The organism is uncultured Cetobacterium sp., from assembly GCF_947072685.1.
Lineage (GTDB): Bacteria > Fusobacteriota > Fusobacteriia > Fusobacteriales > Fusobacteriaceae > Cetobacterium_A.
Map to the genome: position 1 here is coordinate 50692 of NZ_CAMTIK010000010.1, position 21193 is coordinate 71884.

Annotated in this window: 21 protein-coding genes and 6 tRNA genes; 24 read left to right on the forward strand and 3 right to left on the reverse strand. The window is 34.2% G+C overall.

What is annotated here, in order from left to right; genetic code table 11:
* Positions 1-4: 4 nt before the first annotated feature.
* Positions 5-937, reverse strand: a complete 933-nt coding sequence (locus Q0V67_RS05155; RefSeq protein ID WP_297597696.1) for a glycosyltransferase family 9 protein — start codon at positions 935-937, stop codon at positions 5-7.
* A 94-nt stretch (positions 938-1031) separates the two neighbouring features.
* On the opposite strand from Q0V67_RS05155, the gene Q0V67_RS05160 reads away from it, so the two are divergent.
* The 7 genes from Q0V67_RS05160 to Q0V67_RS05190 all read left to right on the forward strand — a co-directional run bounded on the left by Q0V67_RS05160 (position 1032) and on the right by Q0V67_RS05190 (position 9086).
* Entirely contained in the window at positions 1032-1631 is a 600-nt protein-coding gene (locus Q0V67_RS05160) for a DedA family protein (RefSeq protein ID WP_297597698.1), read from the forward strand.
* Positions 1632-1757: 126 nt separating this feature from the next.
* A complete protein-coding gene (locus Q0V67_RS05165; protein WP_297597700.1) occupies positions 1758-3047 on the forward strand; it encodes a dicarboxylate/amino acid:cation symporter in 1290 nt (429 codons plus the stop codon).
* A 144-nt stretch (positions 3048-3191) separates the two neighbouring features.
* Positions 3192-4259, forward strand: a complete 1068-nt coding sequence (locus Q0V67_RS05170; protein ID WP_297597702.1) for an agmatine/peptidylarginine deiminase — start codon at positions 3192-3194, stop codon at positions 4257-4259.
* Positions 4260-4283: 24 nt separating this feature from the next.
* Positions 4284-5162 carry an N-carbamoylputrescine amidase gene (gene aguB / locus Q0V67_RS05175; protein WP_297597704.1) on the forward strand — a complete coding sequence of 293 codons (879 nt, stop codon included), beginning with the start codon at positions 4284-4286 and terminating at the stop codon, positions 5160-5162.
* A 98-nt stretch (positions 5163-5260) separates the two neighbouring features.
* The gene (gene gadC / locus Q0V67_RS05180; RefSeq protein ID WP_297597706.1) at positions 5261-6859 is read left to right on the forward strand and encodes a glutamate:gamma-aminobutyrate antiporter; all 1599 of its coding nucleotides are present in this window, start codon (positions 5261-5263) and stop codon (positions 6857-6859) included.
* A gap of 34 nt (positions 6860-6893) precedes the next feature.
* Positions 6894-7814 carry a glutaminase A gene (glsA, locus tag Q0V67_RS05185; protein ID WP_297597708.1) on the forward strand — a complete coding sequence of 307 codons (921 nt, stop codon included), beginning with the start codon at positions 6894-6896 and terminating at the stop codon, positions 7812-7814.
* 54 nt (positions 7815-7868) lie between these two features.
* Positions 7869-9086, forward strand: coding sequence for an ammonium transporter (locus Q0V67_RS05190; RefSeq protein WP_297597710.1), 1218 nt, complete (start codon positions 7869-7871; stop codon positions 9084-9086).
* A 54-nt stretch (positions 9087-9140) separates the two neighbouring features.
* Here the strand turns inward: Q0V67_RS05190 and Q0V67_RS05195 are convergent, their stop codons facing one another.
* Entirely contained in the window at positions 9141-10013 is an 873-nt protein-coding gene (locus Q0V67_RS05195; RefSeq protein WP_297597712.1) for an RluA family pseudouridine synthase, read from the reverse strand.
* A gap of 338 nt (positions 10014-10351) precedes the next feature.
* Between Q0V67_RS05195 and asrA the strand changes: the two genes are divergently transcribed.
* The 8 genes from asrA (at position 10352) to Q0V67_RS05235 (ending at position 17937) form a co-directional block, all read left to right on the forward strand.
* Positions 10352-11389, forward strand: coding sequence for an anaerobic sulfite reductase subunit AsrA (asrA, locus tag Q0V67_RS05200; protein WP_297597714.1), 1038 nt, complete (start codon positions 10352-10354; stop codon positions 11387-11389).
* Positions 11389-12198: an anaerobic sulfite reductase subunit AsrB gene (gene asrB / locus Q0V67_RS05205; protein WP_297597716.1), complete on the forward strand. Its 810-nt coding sequence runs from the start codon at positions 11389-11391 to the stop codon at positions 12196-12198. The genes asrA and asrB overlap by 1 nt, the downstream gene beginning before the upstream one ends.
* Before the next feature lie 14 nt (positions 12199-12212).
* Positions 12213-13283, forward strand: coding sequence for a sulfite reductase subunit C (asrC, locus tag Q0V67_RS05210; protein ID WP_297597718.1), 1071 nt, complete (start codon positions 12213-12215; stop codon positions 13281-13283).
* Between the two features lie 121 nt (positions 13284-13404).
* Positions 13405-15162: a putative sulfate exporter family transporter gene (locus Q0V67_RS05215; RefSeq protein ID WP_297597720.1), complete on the forward strand. Its 1758-nt coding sequence runs from the start codon at positions 13405-13407 to the stop codon at positions 15160-15162.
* 25 nt (positions 15163-15187) lie between these two features.
* Positions 15188-15433: a hypothetical protein gene (locus Q0V67_RS05220; RefSeq protein ID WP_297597722.1), complete on the forward strand. Its 246-nt coding sequence runs from the start codon at positions 15188-15190 to the stop codon at positions 15431-15433.
* The gene (locus Q0V67_RS05225; RefSeq protein WP_297597724.1) at positions 15420-15896 is read left to right on the forward strand and encodes a hypothetical protein; all 477 of its coding nucleotides are present in this window, start codon (positions 15420-15422) and stop codon (positions 15894-15896) included. Before Q0V67_RS05220 ends, Q0V67_RS05225 begins: the two co-directional genes overlap by 14 nt.
* A gap of 112 nt (positions 15897-16008) precedes the next feature.
* Entirely contained in the window at positions 16009-17562 is a 1554-nt protein-coding gene (locus tag Q0V67_RS05230) for a bifunctional UDP-sugar hydrolase/5'-nucleotidase (RefSeq protein ID WP_297597726.1), read from the forward strand.
* A gap of 15 nt (positions 17563-17577) precedes the next feature.
* Complete coding sequence (locus tag Q0V67_RS05235) at positions 17578-17937, forward strand: FMN-binding protein (RefSeq protein ID WP_297597729.1); 360 nt, start codon at positions 17578-17580, stop codon at positions 17935-17937.
* A 54-nt stretch (positions 17938-17991) separates the two neighbouring features.
* Here Q0V67_RS05235 and Q0V67_RS05240 read toward each other — a convergent pair whose 3' ends face one another.
* Entirely contained in the window at positions 17992-18627 is a 636-nt protein-coding gene (locus Q0V67_RS05240) for an OmpA family protein (protein ID WP_297597730.1), read from the reverse strand.
* Between the two features lie 223 nt (positions 18628-18850).
* Between Q0V67_RS05240 and Q0V67_RS05245 the strand changes: the two genes are divergently transcribed.
* The 9 genes from Q0V67_RS05245 (at position 18851) to Q0V67_RS05285 (ending at position 21153) form a co-directional block, all read left to right on the forward strand.
* Positions 18851-18927, forward strand: a tRNA-Pro gene (locus Q0V67_RS05245).
* A 3-nt stretch (positions 18928-18930) separates the two neighbouring features.
* Positions 18931-19006, forward strand: a tRNA-Gly gene (locus Q0V67_RS05250).
* A 20-nt stretch (positions 19007-19026) separates the two neighbouring features.
* Positions 19027-19103, forward strand: a tRNA-Arg gene (locus Q0V67_RS05255).
* Between the two features lie 4 nt (positions 19104-19107).
* Positions 19108-19183, forward strand: a tRNA-His gene (locus tag Q0V67_RS05260).
* A gap of 31 nt (positions 19184-19214) precedes the next feature.
* Positions 19215-19290 (forward strand) — tRNA-Lys (locus tag Q0V67_RS05265).
* Between the two features lie 7 nt (positions 19291-19297).
* Positions 19298-19380 (forward strand) — tRNA-Leu (locus Q0V67_RS05270).
* 86 nt (positions 19381-19466) lie between these two features.
* Positions 19467-20201 (forward strand): tRNA pseudouridine(38-40) synthase TruA, encoded by a 735-nt coding sequence (gene truA / locus Q0V67_RS05275; protein WP_297597732.1) that lies wholly within the window; start codon positions 19467-19469, stop codon positions 20199-20201.
* A gap of 9 nt (positions 20202-20210) precedes the next feature.
* Entirely contained in the window at positions 20211-20660 is a 450-nt protein-coding gene (locus Q0V67_RS05280) for an N-acetyltransferase (protein ID WP_297597734.1), read from the forward strand.
* Positions 20661-20742: 82 nt separating this feature from the next.
* Positions 20743-21153: a Fur family transcriptional regulator gene (locus Q0V67_RS05285; protein WP_297597736.1), complete on the forward strand. Its 411-nt coding sequence runs from the start codon at positions 20743-20745 to the stop codon at positions 21151-21153.
* Positions 21154-21193 lie beyond the last annotated feature (40 nt).

Consider the following 21193-nt stretch of genomic DNA (forward strand, 5'->3'; position numbering starts at 1 on the left):
CTCCTTAAGCTGAAATAGTATAGATACATTCTAACATCTCTTCTACGGTTTTATTTAAATCTTTTTCATAAAAATTTTGCTCAATAGCAAGGGAGCTCTTAGGAAAAACATTGGGGTTACTTTTGTGAACAATAATAGGGATATCAAATGCTGAAGCGATATGCGTAATCCCTGTATCTACAGTGATTACTAAATCAGCCTTTTTAATAAGCCCACAGAGATTAAGGACAGAACTCTCATGTTCTATTTTTCTAACTTCTATCCAAGGGATTTGAGAAAGCTTATTCAAAATTTCACTCTCTCTATTTGGATCGATACTTCTTGATTTTGTGGAAGCCAGTCCATTGTATAGAACAAGAGTTTTCTTTTTAATTAAATTTTTATATATATTTGTTTGGTTTAAATGGATGTCATAGATACATTTAGGTTCAGAGATTTTAAAATATTTTAGTATCTCTATTCCATTTTCTCTAAGGTGTTCCTGCTTTTTGATGACAATATCTATAAGGTTTAAAACTTGTCCATTTTTTCTTTCTATTCCAATAATTTTCTTAGGTCTTAGAAGTCTCATCAAAAGAGTTTCTCTAAGATATATACTCCCTACGGATTCGATATAATAATCAAAAAAATCTCTATATTTTAAAGCAGTTTTAATATTTCTAAAGATATCCGAAGATTTTTTTCTATAGCAGTTATCTATGATGACCTCTTTGATATAGGGGTTTGCATTGCCCATCTCCACAGTGGATTTGCTTCCTAAGATGTAAACCTCGAATCCTTTTAGAGCTAATCCTTTTATCATTGGAGTTTTAAATAGGTAGTTTCCAATCTTTTGACAATCATTTATAAGAATTTTATTTCCAATAATTTTAAAATCTCTTTTTTTATCCACTAATAGTTTTGAAATAGTAAAGCTCAGTTTTTTTATAAATTTCATAAATTCACACTCCTTGAAATTTATTGTAAAGGAAGAAGATAAAAATTTGGTAAAAACTTTAAAGATAATAACATTAATTTTTAGGAGGATGAATTTGGAGGAGATAATTCATAGATTGGCAGAGTTTTTTTTAAGTTTAGGGTATGTTGGGATTTTTATAATGATGTTTTTAGAGGCATCCTTTATACCTTTTCCATCTGAAGTAGCTCTTTTACCGGCAGGGTATTTGGTTGCGGCAGGGAAGATGGATCCTTTTTTGGTTTTATTTGCTGGAACTGTTGGAAGTATGGGTGGAGCAAGTTTAAACTATCTTTTAGGAATTACTTTGGGAAGAGATCTGCTTATAAAATATGGGAAATATATGTTTTTAGATGAGAAAAGATTTCATCAGATGGAGGAGTTGTTTAAAAAGAAAGGAGATATGATTGTATTTTTTGGAAGATTTGTACCGGTGATAAGACAGTACATTTCATTCCCACCGGGTGTAGTGAAAATGGATTTTTGGAAATTTTTAACATTTACAGGGGTGGCTTCAGCCATTTATGTAGCTTCTTTAGAAGGCATAGGTTATTTTTATGAAAGCAATGAAAAGTTGATAAATTACTATGTAATGAGATTTAAATATTCAATAATAGCTATTTTAGTGGTGTATCTAATCTATAAAATAAGAAAATATTATAAGGGTAAATCTTAATTTTTACGGAATTAAATTTTCAAAAATATTATTTTTGAAAAAATATTTTACTTTTTTCTTGATTTTTTTTTATTTTGGAGATATAATTATCTCGTAAAATAAAAACTAAAAAGGAGTGAGATTTTTATGAAAAAGGTAAATTTAACGAGTAAAATTTTTCTAGCATTGATCCTAGGAGTGGTAAGTGGATTGGCATTACATCCATTTAGGGAGGCCTTTTTTGTAAAAAATTATGTGATAGATTTTCTGTTTAATTTTTTAGGAACAGGTTTTATAAGAGCGATTAGAATGATCGTTGTACCTCTTGTATTCTGTTCCCTAACAGTTGGAGCAGCAGGAATAGAGGATATTAAAAAGTTAGGAAGAGTTGGAATAAAGACAGTGGCATTTTATCTAGGAACTACAGCAGTTGCAATAACATTGGCACTAGGTGTGGGGTCTTTGTTGAATCCGGGAAAAGGAGTAAATCTATCTGAAATAGCTGTTGGAGAGGTTACAGTAAATCAAAGTAAACCATTTGTAGATATATTGTTGGGAATGATTCCTATAAATCCTATAGAAGCTTTGGCAAAAGGGGATATGTTGCAGATAATTGTCTTTGCAATTTTATGTGGAGTGGCGATGGCTATTTTAGGTGATAAAGTATCCACTGTCAGAAAAGGAATGGAGGAATTAAATAACATAATATTAAAAGTTGTTGAAATCATTATGAAACTTGCTCCTCTAGGTGTATTTGGACTTATTGGAAAAACATTTGCAACACTGGGATATGTAGCTATGCTTCCACTACTGAAATATTTTGTGGCTGTGGTTGTAGTTCTATTGCTACATTATTTAATAACTTATCAAAGTTTATTGATTCTTGTAGCAAAATATAGTCCTATCAAGTTCTTGAAAAAATTCTCGGGACCAATGATGGTCGCATTTTCAACATCATCAAGTAGTGCTACACTTCCAGCTTCAATGGAAACTCTTCAAAAGGATTTTGGCGTATCAAAGACAGTGTCATCTTTTACTCTTCCTTTAGGAAGTACGATAAACATGGATGGAACGGCTATAATGCAGGGTGTAGCTACAATATTTATAGCTCAAATATATGGTGTAAATCTAAGTATGGGAGATTTTGCAACAGTTATTTTAACAGCAACCTTAGCTTCTATTGGAACAGCAGGTGTTCCGGGAGTAGGAGTTATAATGTTGGGGATGGTTTTACAACAAGTTGGATTGCCTCTAGAGGGAATGGCTTTAGTTATGGGAATAGATAGATTTGTAGATATGTTTAGAACTGTTGTAAATATAACAGGGGATGCTATTTGTACTCTGATTGTAGCTAGAACTGAAGGAGAACCAATAGATGGGGAAGTAACAACGGAAACAAAAAGTGAAGGGCAGAATGAAATGAACAAATTAGCATAACTTTTACTGAAAAAGGATTAGAAATTTCTAATCCTTTTTTTTATTTGAAAGAAGGAAAGATATAATAATAAAGAATAGTAATAAATGATAATGGTAGAGGAAAATATTATTATCATTCTTTTGAAACAGAATAAGGAGGCAGACATGTTTGAGATTAAAAGTGGTAATCCTAGAGAGTATGGCTATAGAATGCCAGGTGAATGGGAAAAAAGACGACGAACTTTTATGCAGTGGCCAACTAGAGATGGAAAGGGTAGCAGAACTTCAATTTGGCCTGATGGAATTGATGAGGCAAAAAAAGGGTATGCACAAGTAGCTAAAGTGATAGCGGAGTATGAGGATGTTGTTATGATTGCTCCTGCAGAACTGTTATCAGAGGTTAGGCAGATGTGTACAGAAAAGGTTGAAGTTTTATGTTTACCAACAGATGATTCGTGGGTTAGAGATAATGGACCTACATTTTTATTGGATGACAATCAAGAGTTAGCGGCTGTGAAATGGAGATTTACATCTTATGGAGAGAAATATCAGACTCACTATAACGACAACAAGATTCCATATCATTTAGGAGTTATATATGATATTCCTGTATTCAAATCACCTATAGCATTAGAGGGCGGTGGGATTCATTCGGATGGTCAAGGGACAATTCTTACCACAGAATCAGCTATACTTACGGCGAGTAGAAATTCAAAATTTACAAAGGAAGAGGTAACCGAGCTATTGAAAGAGTATCTTGGCGGAGAGCAGGTTATTTGGCTTAAATCTGGTTTGTATGGAGATTTGACCGACGGGCATGTTGACAATACAGCTTGTTTTGTAGAGCCTGGAGTTATTATTATTCAAGCTTGCTACGATAAAAATGATCCAGATTATGAGATATTTCAAGAAAATCTAAAAATATTAAAAGAGTTTAAAGATAGATCAAGTGGTTTACCTTTTGAGATAATAGAGATAGAAAAGCCACCGATAAGGGAGTACAATGGTCAACTTCTAACATTGAGCTATATAAACTATTTGCCTGTTACAGGAGCGGTAATAGTCCCTACTTTTGGTGGAGATGCACAAGAAACAGATAGAAAAGCTTTAGAAACAATCCAAAGAGCATATCCAGATAGAAAGGTGGTTGCTATTGATGGAATGCCAATAATAGTTGGTGGAGGATGTGTCCATTGCATAACCCAACAGATGCCATATGGAAAAAGTTTTTAATTAAAATTAATCGGAGGAAAGATTATGAAAGTTAAAGTAGCAGCAGTACAGATGAGTATGGGTTGGAACGTGGATGAAAATATACAGAAGGCAGAAAAACATATTAGGGCAGCGGCAGCGGATGGAGCAAAGATTATACTTGTATCGGAGCTGTTTGAAAGAGTATATTTTTGTGCTAAGGAAAAAGCTGAATATATGCAATTTGCGACTGAGTTGGAGCTGGATAGAAGTGTCAACTATTTCAAAGGAGTAGCTAAAGAGTTAGAGGTTGTTTTACCAATAAGTTTTTATGAAAGAAAACATGGGGCAAGATATAACTCTATTGCAATTATAGATGCAGACGGAGAGGTTTTGGGCGTTTATAGAAAAAGTCATATCCCACATGATGTGAGTGGATATCAAGAAAAATTTTATTTTAATATAGGGGACACAGGTTTTAAAGTTTGGAACACTAAATATGCTAAAATTGGTGTTGCTATATGCTGGGATCAGTGGTTTCCTGAATCAGCAAGATGTATGGCATTAATGGGTGCTGAGATATTGTTCTATCCAACAGCTATTGGATCGGAACCAAGTGATCCTACAATGGATACAAAAGACCACTGGCAAAGAGTTATGCAAGGACATGCGGGAGCGAATTTAACTCCGTTAGTTTGTGCCAATAGAACTGGTCAAGAGCATGTGGATGAAGTGGGAGTTAAATTTTATGGTTCATCTTTTATAGCTGATCATACAGGGGCTAAAATATCGGAGATGGATAGGGATTCAGAAGGGTATATATTATCTGAATTAGATTTGAAGGCGATTGATGACTACAGAGCTTTCTGGGGATTGTTTAGAGATAGAAGACCAGATTTATATGGTGCTATTTGTACTTTAGATGGAGAGACAAAATTTAAATAAAATACTAATTAAAAATAATAATTTAAAGGAACAGAGAAATTTATTGTGTAAAATAATTCAAGAAAATATTTAATATTATTTTACGAGGAGGGTTTATTATGGAAGGTAATACTAGCAAACAGTTGACGCTATTTGGATTTTTTACAATAACTGCTTCAATGGTTATGGCTGTTTATGAGTATCCGAGTTTTGCAACATCAGGTTTTTCATTACTATTTTTCTTACTATTTGGTGGTTTCTTTTGGTTTATTCCGGTTGCGCTTTGTGCTGCAGAGATGGCTACAATTCCGGGATGGGAAACTGGAGGAGTTTTTACATGGGTTTCTGAATCATTGGGAGAGCGTTGGGGATTTGCTGCCATATTTTATCAGTTTTTTGAAATTACAGTAGGTTATATTCCTATGCTTTATTTTATAAACGGATCTTTGTCATATCTTTTTGATTGGCCGGGATTGAATGTGAATCCACATCTAAAATTGGTATCGATATTATTGGTATTTTGGGTGTTGACATTCTCTCAACTTGGTGGAACTAAGTATACAGCAAAAATTGCAAGAGTAGGATTTATATTCGGAATAGTAATACCTGCCATAATACTTATAGTTCTAGCGATAGCTTATGTTGTTGCAGGGAATAAGGTTCATATGGAAGTAAGTTGGAATTCATTTTTTCCAGACTTCACGAATATAAACTCCTTGGTTATATTAGTATCGTTTATCTTGAGTTATATGGGGGTTGAAGCCTCGGCTTCCCATGCCAATGAGATGGCAAACCCTAAAAAACAATATCCTATCGCTATACTTATGTTAGTTATAATAGCTATCGTTATAAGTTCTGCTGGAGGATTGTCAATAGCTACAGTAATCCCAGCAAGTGAGATAAATCTAAGTGCAGGAGTTAATCAAACTTTTGCAACACTTATAAATCACTATGGTTCAGGACTTGATTGGATAGTTAGAATAATAGCTGCATTTATAGGATTAGGAGTTCTAGCAGAGGTAAGTGCGTGGATAGTAGGACCATCAAGAGCTATGTACGTAGCAGCTCAAAGGGGAATCTTACCACCTGTATTTAAAAAAGTTAATAAGCATGATGTTCCAGTTCCATTAGTAATGTTCCAAGGTATAATTGTAACAATTTGGGCAATTATTTTAACTTTGGGTGGTGGAGGAAACAATATGTCCTTCATGACAGCGATGTCTTTGACTGTTGTAATATATTTGATGACATATTTCTTAATGTTTATAGGTTATTTAGTATTAGTTTTAAAAAGAAAATCTACTGATAGTCAAGCTGGGTATCAAATTCCAGGTGGAGTAGTTGTAAAATGTGTGGTTGGAGCAATTGGATTTTTAGTTTCAGTCTTTGCATTTGTTATTTCATTTTTCCCACCAAGTAATATCCCTGGTGGAAGTACAGGAGAGTATGAAACAATATTGACAGTAGGATTTATAGTGGTTTTAATACTACCATTTATAATTTATGAATTCAGAGATAAGAAAAATGCCTCTGGAATTGCACCCACTAGAATAACAACCGAGAATGCCCCTGAGCATCACTTCTTTATACATCCAAAAGCTAGAGGAGAGTTCCATATAAATCCTCATCCAAATGATGTTATGGATCAAGATGAAACTCCAAAACAAAAGGACGAATCTATTGTTGAGGATAAAAAAGAGGACTCTGAAAGTAAATAAAAGCAGTTATAAAAGTAGTATTTAGGAGGCTAAAATGAAACAAGATTTTCTAGATGATGCGGTAAAAAGAAATAGAGGATTGATATCCCAAGGAGTAGTAGCAACTTATATACCTGAATTAGCAAAAGTGGATAAAAACTATTTAGGTGTTACAATAGCTTATGCTGATGGGACAATATTATCTTCGGGTGACACTAAAATTAGGTTTGCAATAGAGAGTATATCTAAAACAGTTGTTTTAGCCTTAGCTCTTTTAGATAATGGAGAGGAAGAGGTTTTTAAACATGTACATAAAGAACCTTCAGGAGACGCTTTTAACTCTATAAAAAAATTAGAGACAGAACCTGATCATCTACCTAGAAATCCATTTATAAATGCGGGTGCAATAATGACCGCATCTTTGATAAAAGGTAAGGATCCAGTGGATAAATTCAATAGAGTATTAGAATTTATGAGATTGATAAGTGAGGATAAAACTCTTGAGTTAGGAGAGGATATCTATTTGAGTGAGAAGAAAACAGGTGATACAAATAGAGGTTTAGCTTATTATATGAAGGGACAAGGAGTTCTAACAGGTGAAGTGGAAGACATATTGGATGTTTATTTTAAACAGTGCTCTATATATGTGACGACTGAATCTCTTGCAAAAATTGCACTTTTCTTTGCAAATGGAGGAATACTTTCAACAGGAGAGAGAATAATTCCTAAAAAATATGCTCAAATAGTGAATGGGCTTATTGCAACGTGTGGAATGTATGATCAAAGTGGAGAGTACTTAGACAATATAGGAATTCCAGGAAAATCAGGAGTAGGTGGAGGAATAATATCTCCAGTTTCAAGTAAAAAATTAGGTGTGGCAGTATTTGGCCCAGCTTTGGATGAGCAGGGGAATAGTGTGGCAGGTATAGGGATAATGAAGGATATTTCTAAGGAATTAGATTTAGACATGTTTTAAAAAGATTGGAGGTCTCTTTTAAGAGACCTCTTTTATAAATAGGGAGGTGGAGAAGTGGTATTTGAGGGTGTAGTTCATGGGAACGTAGCATTTATGGTTATATCTACAGTTTTAGTTTTCGTAATGACTCCGGGACTTGCATTTTTTTATGGAGGGTTGGTAGAAAGAAAAAACTCTTTGACTATAATGTTACAGATATTTATATCGATTGGAGTGGTAACTCTTCTATGGATATTTGGAGGATTTAGTCTTGTATTTGGAAAAGATATTGGTGGATTCATAGGAGATCCAACTCAATATATGAATTTTAAAGATATAATATTTCAGGTTAATAGCAACTATGGATTGACAATTCCATTTTTAATGTTTTTTATGTACCAGTTGATGTTTGCTATTATAACATTACCTTTGATGACGGGTTCAATAGTTAATAGAATAACTATTGGAGCTTGGCTAAAATATCTTGTTATATGGATGATAGTTGTATATTTCCCAGTAGCTCATTGGATTTGGGGAGATGGATTTTTAGCAAAGATGGGATTTGTTGATTTTGCTGGTGGGACTGTAATACATGTATCGGCAGCGTTTTCTGGACTTGGAGCTCTTTGGGTTCTTGGAAAAAGAAAAGTTATAACAGACAAAGGACCATTCAATATGGGATTGGTATCGATTGGAGCAGGAATACTTCTGTTTGGTTGGTTTGGATTCAATGCCGGTGGAACTTTAGCGGCTGCAGGAACAGCGGCGATAGTATTTACTAATACTGGAGTAGCTTGTGCGGGTGGAATGATTGTTTGGAGTATTTTATCCTATTCGGAGAAAAAACATTTTTCATTTTTGGATCCACTTATTGGAGCTGTAGCAGGACTTGCAACAATAACTCCAGCATCTGGATATGTGACACCTATGTCGGCACTTTTGATAGGATCTTTAGCAGGGATTGTATGTTTTTATGCTATAAAAATTCCTAGAAAAATGCAATGGGATGACGCTCTTGATGTTTGGGGTGTTCACGGAGTAGGAGGATTTTTAGGGACAGTTTTAATAGGTTTACTTGCAAATGGGATGGTCAATGGTGTGCAGGCTAGCTCTCATCAGCTTCTGATTCAGATTTTTGGAGCTTCTTTAGTAGGAGTTTACTCGATAGTTGTATCTTTTATAATTATGAAAATTTTAGATAAAACTTCAAACATTAGAGTGACAAAAGAGCAGTTGGAACAAGGATTGGATAAATCGTTGTTAAACGAAGAGTACAACAGTGATTTTAGATAGGAAAATAAAAGAGGATACTGAGATTATAGTTTCAGTATCCTCTTTTGCTATATGTTAGCCAAGTTTATGTAAAATCTCTTTGAAGTCTTGAGGGAGTGGAGCAATAACCTCTATCTTGTTTCCGTTATCAATCTCTGTAAATATAAGTTTAAAAGCGTGTAGAAGCTGTCTTTTAGCTCTTGTATCGCCACCACCATAAAGATCGTCGCCTAAAATAGGATGTCCATTTAAAGACATATGAGCACGTATTTGATGTGTTCTTCCTGTGAAAAGTTCAAGCTCAATAAGAGTTAAATCCTCTTCAGGGAAACGCTCTAAAACTTTCATATGAGTTTTAGCATCCTGCCCACCCTGTAAAATACTCATCTCTTTACGTCTTAAATCATCGCCCTCTCTTCCTATAGGGATTTCAATCATCATTTCATCCTCTTTAACTATACCTTTAACAATAGCTTGATAGTGCTTTGAAACTCTTTCTTTATCAGCTTGTAAAAAGGCCTGTGCAAAGGCATTTTTCGCAATGACAATAAGTCCAGATGTATTCATATCCAAACGATTAAAAAATCGTGGAGGTTGAATTCTTCCTGTCTGCTCCTGAAGGTAGTAGATAACTCCATTGGCAAGTGTAAGATCTGTTTTTTTTGTGGTTGGATGAACAACTAAGTATGGATCTTTATCAATTATAAGAAGGTTTTTATCCTCATACATGATTCTTAAATCCATCTGTATAGGTTTTATTCCAACCTCTTTCTCTTTTTCTTTAACTAAAAGTTTAGCATTTTTTTTAACTTGTCTTGTAGTTTTTACTCTTTTTCCATTTAAATAAACTTCGACATTACGAATACCTCTTCCAGAATATCCTTTTTCTTTTAAATATTGAGAGATTTTCAAATTATGAAATTCAGGTTCAATAGTAAATTTTTTCATTTTTTTCCCTTTCGAATTAAATATTTTCTTATATTTTATAACGATATCAAAAAAAATACAACTTATTGATTTTCAAATGTTTAAAAACTAACCAAAGCAATACTAGAATATCAAGTATACTAGTGTGGTGAAAATTGAGGACTGGTAGGGCTTTATGAAGGAATATTGTTTACTGAGTAAATAAACAAATAAAGATATGACCATTTGTTTTTCGACTAAGAAGTCAAATTTAACCAAAAACTATTTTTTCAATAAAAATGATTTACAAAAACACATAAAGGTTGTAATATAAACACATATTGATTGAACTTATATTCAAAAATAGGAGGCAAAGTACAATGGGATACAAAGTAACAGCAGAAAATTTTGATAACCTGTTAAAAGACCTGAGCAAAGCATATAAAATTTATGCTCCAAAGAGATTTCCAAAACAGGGAAGATATTCAGACACAGATATCGTAAGATATGATAGAGTTTATTCAGCAGATGAGGTTGTTCATAATGAAAAATCTGACTATGCAGCAAAAGAGGCTCTTAGTCCAATAACTGAAACAGTTCTGTATTTTACAGATGCAGACTACAGAGAGACTAAAGTTGTTGATGATAGACCAATGCTTGTTTTTGCGAGAGCTTGTGATGTTCACTCTATAAAAAGATATGATGATATTTTCTTAAATAACGGTGGATTTGAAGATTCATACTATAAAAGAATGAGAGAAAAAACAAAATTCATATTGATGGAATGCCCTTCAAAAGGTTGGGACACATGTTTTTGTGCATCGATGGGAACAGGATCAACAGATGAGTATGCTTTTGGGGTAAAATTCACTGAGGATGGAGTTCTAGTAGAGGTTAAAGATTCTGAATTTGTATCACACTTTGCAGGAAATGAAGAGTTAGAGTTTGTGGTTGCTCCTGTAGTAGAAAATGAAAGAACAGTGAAAATACCAGAAATTAAAGATAAAGAGACTCAAAATGCAGTGAAATCATTAGAGATGTGGAAAGAGTTTGATAAGAGATGTTTAATGTGTGGAAGTTGTACTGTATCTTGTTCAACATGTACTTGTTTCACAACTTATGATATGAACTATACATCAGATTCAAATGCAGGAGAGAGAAGAAGAATAAATGCATCTTGTCATGTGGATGGATATACTGATATGGCTGGAAACCACTCGTTTAGAAAAGCTGGTGGAGAGAGAATGAGATTTAAAGTTATGCATAAAATTCATGACCATATGAAGAGATTCAAAGAGCATCATATGTGTGTAGGTTGTGGAAGATGTGATGATAAATGTCCAGTATTTATCTCTTTCTCAACTACAGTAAACAAATTAGCAGCAGAGGTTGACAAGCTAAATGGAGGTGCTAAATAATGCAAAATTTAATTATGCCAACACCATATAGAATTTTAGATATTAAAAAAGTTACTGAGATAGAATTCCTATTTAGAATAGAGTATCCAGAAGCTAAAAACATTCAATTTGGACAATTTATGCAAATTTCGTTACCTAAAATAGGAGAATGTCCAATATCTGTTACAGATTTTTCAGCTGAAGAGGGATGGATAGAGTTTCTTATCAGAAAAGTTGGAATTGTAACTGATGAGTTATTCAATCTTCATGCGGGGGATTTAATGCCTTTAAGAGGACCGTATGGAAAAGGTTTTGACATGAAAAATTATGAAGGTAAAAAAGTAGTTATAGCAACAGGTGGATCAGGTCTTGCTCCGGTTAGATCTTTGATCAATCATATCTATAAAAATCCTGAATCAGTAAAAGAGATGGAGCTGTTGTTTGGATTTAAAGATGATTCATCAATTCTTTTCAGAGATGAAGTTATAGCTTGGAGAAAAAAACACCCTATGATACTGACAGTGGATAAAGGTTGTGGATTAGATGGTGAGTGTGTAGGACTTGTAACAGAGTATGTGCCTCAGCTTAAAATGACTTCTGATGGATTTGAAGATTTAGAAGTTATAATTGTTGGACCACCTAATATGATGAAATATACAGCTTTAGAGTTTGAAAAACTTGGAGTACCAGCTGAGAAAATTTGGGTATCTTTTGAAAGAAAGATGTCATGTGCTATTGGAAAATGTGGACATTGTAGAATAGATGAGGTTTATGTATGTTTAGAAGGTCCTGTTTTTAACTATTCTCAAGCTAAGTATTTAATCGACTAAGGGGGGTAAATAAAGTGAATCACGATATTAATATAACTAAAATGAAACTAAACTGCTTCCGTCAATCTAAGGTACCTGGAGAGTTTATGATCCAACTTCGTGTGCCAGGAGGACTAATTGAGGCTAAATATTTAAAAGTAATCCAAGAGATTGCTGAGAGATGGGGAGACGGAACTTTCCATATGGGAATGAGACAGACTCTTAATGCACCAGGAATAAAATTTGAAAATGTAGATGCTGTGAATGAATATTTAGAGAACTATATTAAAGAAGTGGACGTTGAGATGTGTGGAGTTGAAATGGATGTTAATAAAGCTGGATATCCAACTATAGGAGCTAGAAATATAATGGCTTGTATAGGAAATTCTCACTGTGTAAAAGCAAATATCAACACTTGGGAACTAGCTAGAAAAATTGAAAAAAGAATATTTCCAAGTCACTACCATATAAAGACAGCTATTGCTGGATGCCCAAATGACTGTGCTAAAGGTCACTTCAATGACTTTGGTATAATTGGAGTAACAAAGCCAGTATATGTAAAGGATAGATGTATCGGTTGTGGAAGATGTGTTAAAGTTTGTGATCACGCTGCAACTAGAGTTTTAAAATTAGAAAATCATAGAATTGTTAAGGATTCTTGCTGTTGTGTAGGTTGTGGAGAGTGTGTTGAAGCATGTCCGTCATCTGCATGGGTAAGACCTGAGCAAAAGCTATTTAGAGTAACAATCGGTGGAAGAACAGGAAAGCAATACCCTAGAATGGGTAAAATGTTTTTAAACTGGGTAACTGAGGATGTAATACTTGGAGTTATTGAAAACTGGCAAAAGTTCTCATCGAATGTATTACATCACAAACCTATGTATATCCATGGAGGTCATCTGATTGACAGAGCTGGATATCAGAAGTTTAAAGAGCTAATACTTGATGGTGTGGAGTTAAATCCAGAAGCACAAGTAGCTCAAAGAATTCTTTGGGCAGAGACGGAGTATAGAGCTAACATCAACGTTAAACCTATCTCTGATCATCCAAGTCCAGGAGAGAGCTACACTCTTGAAAAACCTTTCAACTATGGTGGAGGGCACTAAAAAAATCAACAACAATTAAATATAGTCTAGAGTGGGAACCTATGGGTTCCCATTCGTCATGTTTGGAACTTTGAATGCTGGTTCAAAAAATCTTGTTATATAAATTATGGGGGTAATAGAAGTGGAAGCAACAAGAGAGAGTAAAAAAAGTTTAAAAGAAACAATATTGGATTTATTTAAATTTGAAGATTATTGGGCAATACTTTTAGCGACACTATTGTTGGTGTTTTGTGTATTTATGTATATGGGGTCAAGTTCGGAAGTTTTGATTGGAAAAGCGGAAGTGTATAACAGCGTGATGGCATCCGAGGGGGAAAGAGTTCCGTTTAAAACCGTTCAATGGCATGAAGCACAGTTTGATAAAAATAGTTTAGTAGTAAAAACATCTTTAAGTTCAAAAGTGAAGGATATTTTAGGGAAACCTAAAAAATGGACCACAAACCCAGTTGAATCATTCTATCTGAGTGAAGCTGGTGCAAAAGCAAAAGGAGCTCCTTTTATAGATTCGTATGAGGAGGCTAAAAAAACAGCAATGTTAGCTAAAAATCAAGCCTTAGCCGCAACTGCTTTAGCTCAAACAAAAGCTTTCGGAGACACGAAATTAAATGTTGAGGCAAATGATTTAGTGGATAAATGGTTGGTAGCTAGAGATAAAGAGGGGAAATTAAAATCGAAAGCTATGGTTAAACCGTACAATATAATTCCTAATTTATTGCTTCTTCTGGCATCGATAGGACTATATTTTAGTGTTGGTATGAAAAAAATGGAAAGATCTAGAGATGGATTTTTACAGGGGTTTCCAGCAGTGTTTTTATTAGCTACAGGGGCATATCTTCTTGGTGAACAGGTGACTTTAAAAGCTTGGGGATTGGGATATGTTTTCTGGGGATTGGTGTTGGGATTGATCGTCAGCAATACGATTGGAACACCTAAAAAACTTCTTCAGGCAGCTCAGACGGAGTATTTTATAAAAACTGGTCTTATACTTTTAGGTTCTACGGTTCTTGTGAACAAAGTTCTTCTAATTGGTATTCCAGGTATATTTGTAACTTGGTTTGTAACTCCTGTGGTTCTAGTTTTGACATTTTTATTCGGGGATAAAGTTTTGAAAATGGAATCTAAAAGTTTAAATATGGTTATGTCTGCGGATATGTCTGTAAGTGGGGTTTCTGCAGCAATAGCAGCGGCAGCAGCGTGTAGGGCAAAGAAGGAAGAGTTGACTCTTTCTGTAAGTATTTCAATAATGTTTACAGCGTTTATGATGATAGCTATGCCGATGTTTATAAAAGCTTTAAATATGGATCCAGTTTTGGGTGGAGCTTGGATCGGGGGAACAGTTGACTCAACAGGAGCTGTTGTGGCAGCAGGAGAATATTTAGGGCCAGTAGCTAGAGATGTTGCTGCAACAATAAAAATGATACAAAATATAATTATAGGAGTTATGGCTCTAGGGGTAGCTGCTTATTGGTCTTTAAAGGTGGATACATCTATGGCAGCGGAAAAAGATTTTTCACTAAAAGGGTCTTTGAAAGAGATTTGGGATAGATTTCCTAAGTTTATCTTAGGATTTATAGGGGCATCTCTTGTATTTTCTGCAATCTACGGAGCACTGGGAGTGGACGGTTCCAAAATAGTAATAGATAAAGGAATGGTAAGTGGATTGATATCACCTTTACAGGGATGGCTGTTCTGTATAGCGTTTACAAGTATAGGGCTTTCAACTAACTTTGCAGAATTGAGTAAGTTATTTAAAGGTGGAAAACCATTAACTCTTTACTTAGTGGGAAAAGTTATAAATCTGAGTGTAACATTTGGTGCAGCGTATTTGATGTTCCATGTTGTTTTTCCGGAGATTACGGCATCATTGATGAGTTTATAGAAAATTAATTTTTGGGGGGCTTTTAATGTTAAAGAAATGGGGCGCATTTTTTGGAAGTTTTCTTTGTATATATTTTTTCTGTTACTCAGTTCTTCCATTTTTAGATGAAACCTTAGGTTTTAAAGAAGCACATCAAAAATTGGCGGAAGAGGATATAGAATCAGGAGCTTGGTATTATATATTTGTAAAAAAAGTTGAACCTAGTTCAGAAAATGTTAGGCATACACTAAACTACTCTAACAGAGGAGTGAAAAAAGATGTTGAGCCTTAAAAAAATTGAGAGCCAAGAGTGGGAAAGAGCTTATGAGATATCCAAAGAGTTACTTGAAAAACCTAAACCCTCAATGTTGATGTTCATATTTCCTTTTGTTCTTATGCCTTTTATTCAAGAGATGAGAGCGTATAAAGTAAAAAGAGATATATTTTTAAAAGAGTATATGTATATAAAAAATATGATTTTTGAAGAATTAAGAAATGGGTGGGACTATTTAAATATAGAAAAAAATATAAGGGTTCAAATATTTAAAGGGGAAAAATATGAAGAACTGTATAGATTTCAATATGAGGAGGCAATCTGTACTCTGGATTATTTTTTAGAAAGAGTCAAAGAGAAAGAATTTAGAAAAAAAGAGATTGTAACTTTGGAAAAAACAATAGAAATTTTAAACTTGGAGGGGGAAGCTTTAGAGTTAAGTTTTAGATTGAAAAAAATATTGGAAAAGAAAATGAGATAAACTATTGGAAAAACTGTATTACAGATACAGTTTTTTTCTTTTACAATTTTGTCTAAATATGATAAAATATGTTCGAATTTGATTGTAAACTAGAGGGAATTAGGGAGGAAAAATGAAAAGAAATTTAAAAGTATTTGGATTGATGGGATTAGTTTTAACACTTTCAGCTTGTAGCGTTCTAAAGCCTAAAGATGGGGAGTATGAGCTTACTCTAGTGCATGTGAATGATGTTCATGGAAGAGCAAAGGAATCGAAAAATGATGGTGTAGGACTAGCTAGAGTGACAACAATAGCAAAAGCGTTAGACCAAGATAAAAATAATGGAAAAGTTTTACTTATAGATGCAGGAGATACTATGCATGGAACAACTTTTGCTACATTGACAAAAGGGGAGTCGATGGTTGAAACTTTAAATGCAGCAGGATTTGATTTTGCTACATTGGGAAATCATGATTTTAACTATGGTCAAGAGAGATTAGAAGAGTTGTTATCAATGCAAAACTATAAGACTTTAGCAGCTAATGTGATAGATAAAAATACAGGAAAACCTCTAGCGGGGACGTATGAAGTAAAAAAAATAGATGGAGTTAAGGTAGGATTTTTCGGGTTAGCAACTCCGGAGACATACTATAAAACAAATCCTAAAAATGTAGAAAATATAACAATAGCAGATCCTATAACAACAGCGAAATCAGTTGTGGCTCAAATGAAAAAAGATGGAGTTAAGTTCATTGTTGCTATAACTCATTTAGGTGATGATGAGAGCACTGCTAAAAATCTTCAAAGTGTTGGACTTGCGGAAGCCGTTCCAGAGATCAATTTAATAATTGATGGACACAGCCATACAGAGTTAAAAGAGAAACAGATGGTAAACGGAGTAGCTATAGTTCAAACAGGAGAATACAGTAAAAATGTAGGTGTAGTAAAAATTGACTTGGACAAATTAAAGGATAGAGATGCTTCAATAGATTATACACTTTATACTAAAAATATAATCTTGAACGGAGATAATCCAGTAGTTGAAGATGCACGTGTAAAAGCTAAAATAGATGAAATCTATAGAAAGCAAGAGATGATAACAAGTGTTAAAGTGGGAGAATCACCTATTTTACTTCAAGGAAATAGAGATTTTGTAAGAACGGGAGAGACTAATCTATCTCAACTTATAACAGATTCTATGCTTTGGAAAACTGGTGCGGATGTGGCTTTAACAAATGGTGGTGGAATCAGAGCATCTATCAATCCAGGAGAGGTAACTGTTGGAGATATAGTGAGTGTTTTACCATTTGGAAACTATGTTATCACAAAAGAGGTTAAAGGATCAGATCTTCAAAAAGCTGTAGAAAATGGGCTTAGAGCATACCCAGAATCTTTAGGGGCTATGATTCAAGTTGCTGGAATGTCAGTTAAATTTAATGTGAAAAATCCAGCATACAGAAAAGTTTTAGAGATAAAAGTTGGAGAGGAGAAGCTAGACCCTAATAAAATCTATGTTGTTGCAACAAATGATTTTATGGCAGCAGGTGGAGATGGTTATAAATCTTTAGCTAACGGGAAAGAGATAGGACATTATCCAGGACTGGACGAGGTTCTTATAGAATATATTCAAAAGGTAGGATTGGAAGGAAGAGATAAAGTAACTCCAAGATTATTACCAAAAAAATAAAAAGGGGATTCATAGATGGATAAAGAAAGTTTAAGAAAAAAAAGTGTTGTTGCTTTTATTGTCTTAGGACTTGTTTTGATGGTGGTTGAAGCAAATAGACCTGGACCGATGGTTGTCGAGGGAGTAGGAAGTGGTTATAACGACGATTTAGTTGTAAGTTTGAAAGTTAAACCTAAAGGGGATGGATTTAAAATTATAGGTGTCGATGTCACTCATCAAGATACACCACCAATAGCAGATCCAGCATTAGAAAGTTTAAAATCACAACTTTTACAGAATCAAACCTCGGAGTTGGATATTATTTCTGGGGCAACATATACGTCAGAGGGGTTTAAAGAAGCCACTCAGAATGCACTGGAGAGTTTAAAAAAATAATGAAAAAGACTGGAATTTTAAAGTTCCAGTCTTTTTTATTTGTGATTACCGCAATTAATATGCAGGGAATATTTGAATTTCAACTCTTCTGTTTTGAGCTCTACCTGCAGCTGTAGCATTGCTGGCGATAGGTCTGTTTGGACCGTATCCATTGATAGTTATTCTGTTTGGAGCTACACCTCTACTTGCTAAGAAATCAGCTACACTTCTAGCTCTTCTAACAGATAGATTTTCATTGTATGAGTAAGCACCAGTATTGTCTGTATTTCCAGAAATCTGTATTCTAGTTTCAGGATATTGATTTAAAACAGATGCAATATCGCTTAGAGGGGCATAAAATCCAGAGCCAATAACATAACCATTTGTAGGGAATGTAACTCCTCCTGGAAGGTTAAGATTGATATAGTTTCCCTCGTCGGTAACTTTAACTTGAGTATTTTGTAATCTTTCTCTCAACTCTTTAGTTTGTTGATCTTTATAAGCTCCCCATCCTAAACCGGCAAGAGCACCAATTCCAGCACCGATTAAAGTTCCTTTTGTGTTTTGACCAATAGCTTGACCAAGCAGAGCTCCAACAGCAGCTCCACCGGCAGTACCAGTAGTTTTATCATTCAATCCATTAGTTGCTGTACAAGCAGTGAATAAAGATCCAGCTAAAAGAAGAGAACAAATAGTTTTTTGATTTTTCATTTAAGACCTCCTAAAACATGGTTAAAAATAGTTTAAAATATTTAATAGTATTATAGAAAAACTTTTGCAATAAGTCTATTAATTATTCTTCTTTCTAAGTAAAATCAATCCTTTTTTTTATTTTATAAAAATAATAAAAAAAAGTTGTTGACAAACTTTATTATAAGTGATATAATCATTCTTGTGTTGAGGAACAACAGTTCGGAACACAAAATTAAATAGTCGGAATATAGCGCAGTCCGGTAGCGCACCTGCCTTGGGAGCAGGGGGCCGCAAGTTCGAATCTTGCTATTCCGACCATCTGCGGGAGTAGCTCAGTTGGTAGAGCGTCAGCCTTCCAAGCTGAATGTCGCGAGTTCGACCCTCGTCTCCCGCTCCAAAATTTAATATTTTTAAAATGTGTCTGTAGCTCAGCTGGATAGAGCAACGCCCTTCTAAGGCGTGGGTCAGGAGTTCGAATCTCTTCAGACACGCCATATGGTGGCCGTAGTTCAGTTGGTAGAGCGCCAGTTTGTGGATCTGGTTGTCGCGGGTTCAAATCCCGTCGGTCACCCCATATAAGTTTTAAAAGTATATCATACAGAAATGCGTCATTAGCTCAGATGGTAGAGCACACGACTTTTAATCGTGTTGTCACTGGTTCGAGCCCAGTATGACGCACCATCTTTTTGCGAGGGTGGCGGAATTGGCAGACGCACCAGACTTAGGATCTGGCGTTTCGACGTGAGGGTTCAAGTCCCTCCTCTCGCACCACATAAGAAATTCGAAGTCTTGATTATTCAAGACTTTTTTTTATATATATGATAAAAAAGGTTATAAAAAAGGAAAGGAGTAAAATTTTGGGAAAAAATATTAAGTTGACTTACAGTTATGATGGAAGTGAGTTTTTTGGATTTCAAAGACAACCAGGGCTTAGAACTGTTCAAGGAGAGTTGGAGAAAGTCTTAAAACTGATTTTTAAAGAGGATATAGATTTAGTTTCAGCGGGAAGAACGGATAGAGGAGTACACGGAAAGGTTCAAGTTTCAAACTTTATAATAGATTCTACAATCCCGTGCGAGAGAATGGAAAGAATAATAAATTCACGTTTACCAAAAGATATAGTAATAACCAGTGTAGAAGAAGTAGCTTTGGATTTTAATTCTAGATTTTCAGCAAAGCATAGAGGTTATGAGTATTTTATAACAGAGGAAAAAACACCATTCAATTCTAGATATACAACATTTATAGAAAAAAAAATGGATATTGATGAGCTGAATAAAATTGTGGCACCGCTTGTTGGAGTTCATGATTTTTCAAATTTTAGACTTGCAGATTGTAGCAGTAAAACAACAGTGAGAGAGATATACGTCGCTGAATTTAAAAGAGTGGATGAGAAAACAGTAAAACTTCACGTCAAAGGCAACTCTTTTTTAAAATCACAAATTCGTATAATAGTTGGAACTATTTTAAGTATATATTTAAAATATAAACCAGAAACCTATTTAAAAGATATGTTAGAAAATCCTACTAAAAAGCATGTGAAGATGGTTGCAGAACCCTTTGGATTATATCTGTGTGAGATAGAGTATTAGGAGGAGTTTATGGATTTTGTGGAGGTTAAGGCAGATAATAGAGAGTTAATAGATAAAATATATAGCAATGAATTAGAAAGCTTTGGTGTGATGGGCGGAGCTGATATGTGGATGCTTATGAGCTTTGTAAGATACGGACAACTATATGTTCTTATGAATGGGGATGAACTTTTATCGGTTGCACAGTATCAGGGTGTCATGTCTGAAAATGCAGTTTTTCTATATGGATTTTCAACTGTACCATCTCAAAGAGGTAAGGGATACGGTGTGGAGCTTCTGATTAAAACTCATGAGGAGTTAATTAAAAAAGGTATAGAAAAAATTTATTTAACAGTGGATCCCAATAATATAATTGCTATAAATATGTATCAAAAGATGGGGTATTTGGTAAAAGAGTTACAAAAGAATGAGTATGGAAAAGATGTAGATCGTTTTTTAATGGTTAAAGAACTCGTGTAATTTCTTGACAAAAATACTAAAAAAGTGTATATTTTATCTAAAGAGAATCGTTATAAAGTTGTAACGATTACAAGGAGGAGAAATGTATATAGAAAATGTAGGAGATCATCTAAAAATACATGATATAAAACCCTCATATCAAAGAATGAAAATATTCCAATATTTATTAGAAAATAGGACTCACCCGACTGTTGATGAGATATATAAATCACTTTCTAAAGAGATTCCAACACTATCTAAAACAACAGTTTACAACACTTTAAGTCTATTTATAGAAAAAGGAATAGCAAGGGTGATAACAATAGAGGAAAATGAAACAAGATATGATGCAGATATGGATGTTCATGGGCATTTTAAATGTGTGGAGTGTAAAAAAGTTTATGATGTACCTGTAAAAATAGATCAAATTCTTATAGATGGAATGGAAGATTTTAAAATAAATGAATACCATGTTTATTTTAAAGGAATATGTTCAAAATGTCAGAATAAATAGTAGAGAAAATTTTAAACATAAATGTTTTAAGGAGGAAGCT

Coding starts and splice junctions, on each gene's coding strand:
- Q0V67_RS05285 (WP_297597736.1), top strand. CDS start 20,743: ATGTATATAGAAAATGTAGGAGATCATCTAAAAATACATGATATAAAA.
- gadC (WP_297597706.1), top strand. CDS start 5,261: ATGGAAGGTAATACTAGCAAACAGTTGACGCTATTTGGATTTTTTACA.
- Q0V67_RS05165 (WP_297597700.1), top strand. CDS start 1,758: ATGAAAAAGGTAAATTTAACGAGTAAAATTTTTCTAGCATTGATCCTA.
- glsA (WP_297597708.1), top strand. CDS start 6,894: ATGAAACAAGATTTTCTAGATGATGCGGTAAAAAGAAATAGAGGATTG.
- Q0V67_RS05280 (WP_297597734.1), top strand. CDS start 20,211: ATGGATTTTGTGGAGGTTAAGGCAGATAATAGAGAGTTAATAGATAAA.
- Q0V67_RS05240 (WP_297597730.1), bottom strand. CDS start 18,627: ATGAAAAATCAAAAAACTATTTGTTCTCTTCTTTTAGCTGGATCTTTA.
- Q0V67_RS05195 (WP_297597712.1), bottom strand. CDS start 10,013: ATGAAAAAATTTACTATTGAACCTGAATTTCATAATTTGAAAATCTCT.
- Q0V67_RS05225 (WP_297597724.1), top strand. CDS start 15,420: ATGTTGAGCCTTAAAAAAATTGAGAGCCAAGAGTGGGAAAGAGCTTAT.
- Q0V67_RS05220 (WP_297597722.1), top strand. CDS start 15,188: ATGTTAAAGAAATGGGGCGCATTTTTTGGAAGTTTTCTTTGTATATAT.
- Q0V67_RS05155 (WP_297597696.1), bottom strand. CDS start 937: ATGAAATTTATAAAAAAACTGAGCTTTACTATTTCAAAACTATTAGTG.
- Q0V67_RS05170 (WP_297597702.1), top strand. CDS start 3,192: ATGTTTGAGATTAAAAGTGGTAATCCTAGAGAGTATGGCTATAGAATG.
- asrA (WP_297597714.1), top strand. CDS start 10,352: ATGGGATACAAAGTAACAGCAGAAAATTTTGATAACCTGTTAAAAGAC.
- asrB (WP_297597716.1), top strand. CDS start 11,389: ATGCAAAATTTAATTATGCCAACACCATATAGAATTTTAGATATTAAA.
- Q0V67_RS05230 (WP_297597726.1), top strand. CDS start 16,009: ATGAAAAGAAATTTAAAAGTATTTGGATTGATGGGATTAGTTTTAACA.
- aguB (WP_297597704.1), top strand. CDS start 4,284: ATGAAAGTTAAAGTAGCAGCAGTACAGATGAGTATGGGTTGGAACGTG.
- Q0V67_RS05235 (WP_297597729.1), top strand. CDS start 17,578: ATGGATAAAGAAAGTTTAAGAAAAAAAAGTGTTGTTGCTTTTATTGTC.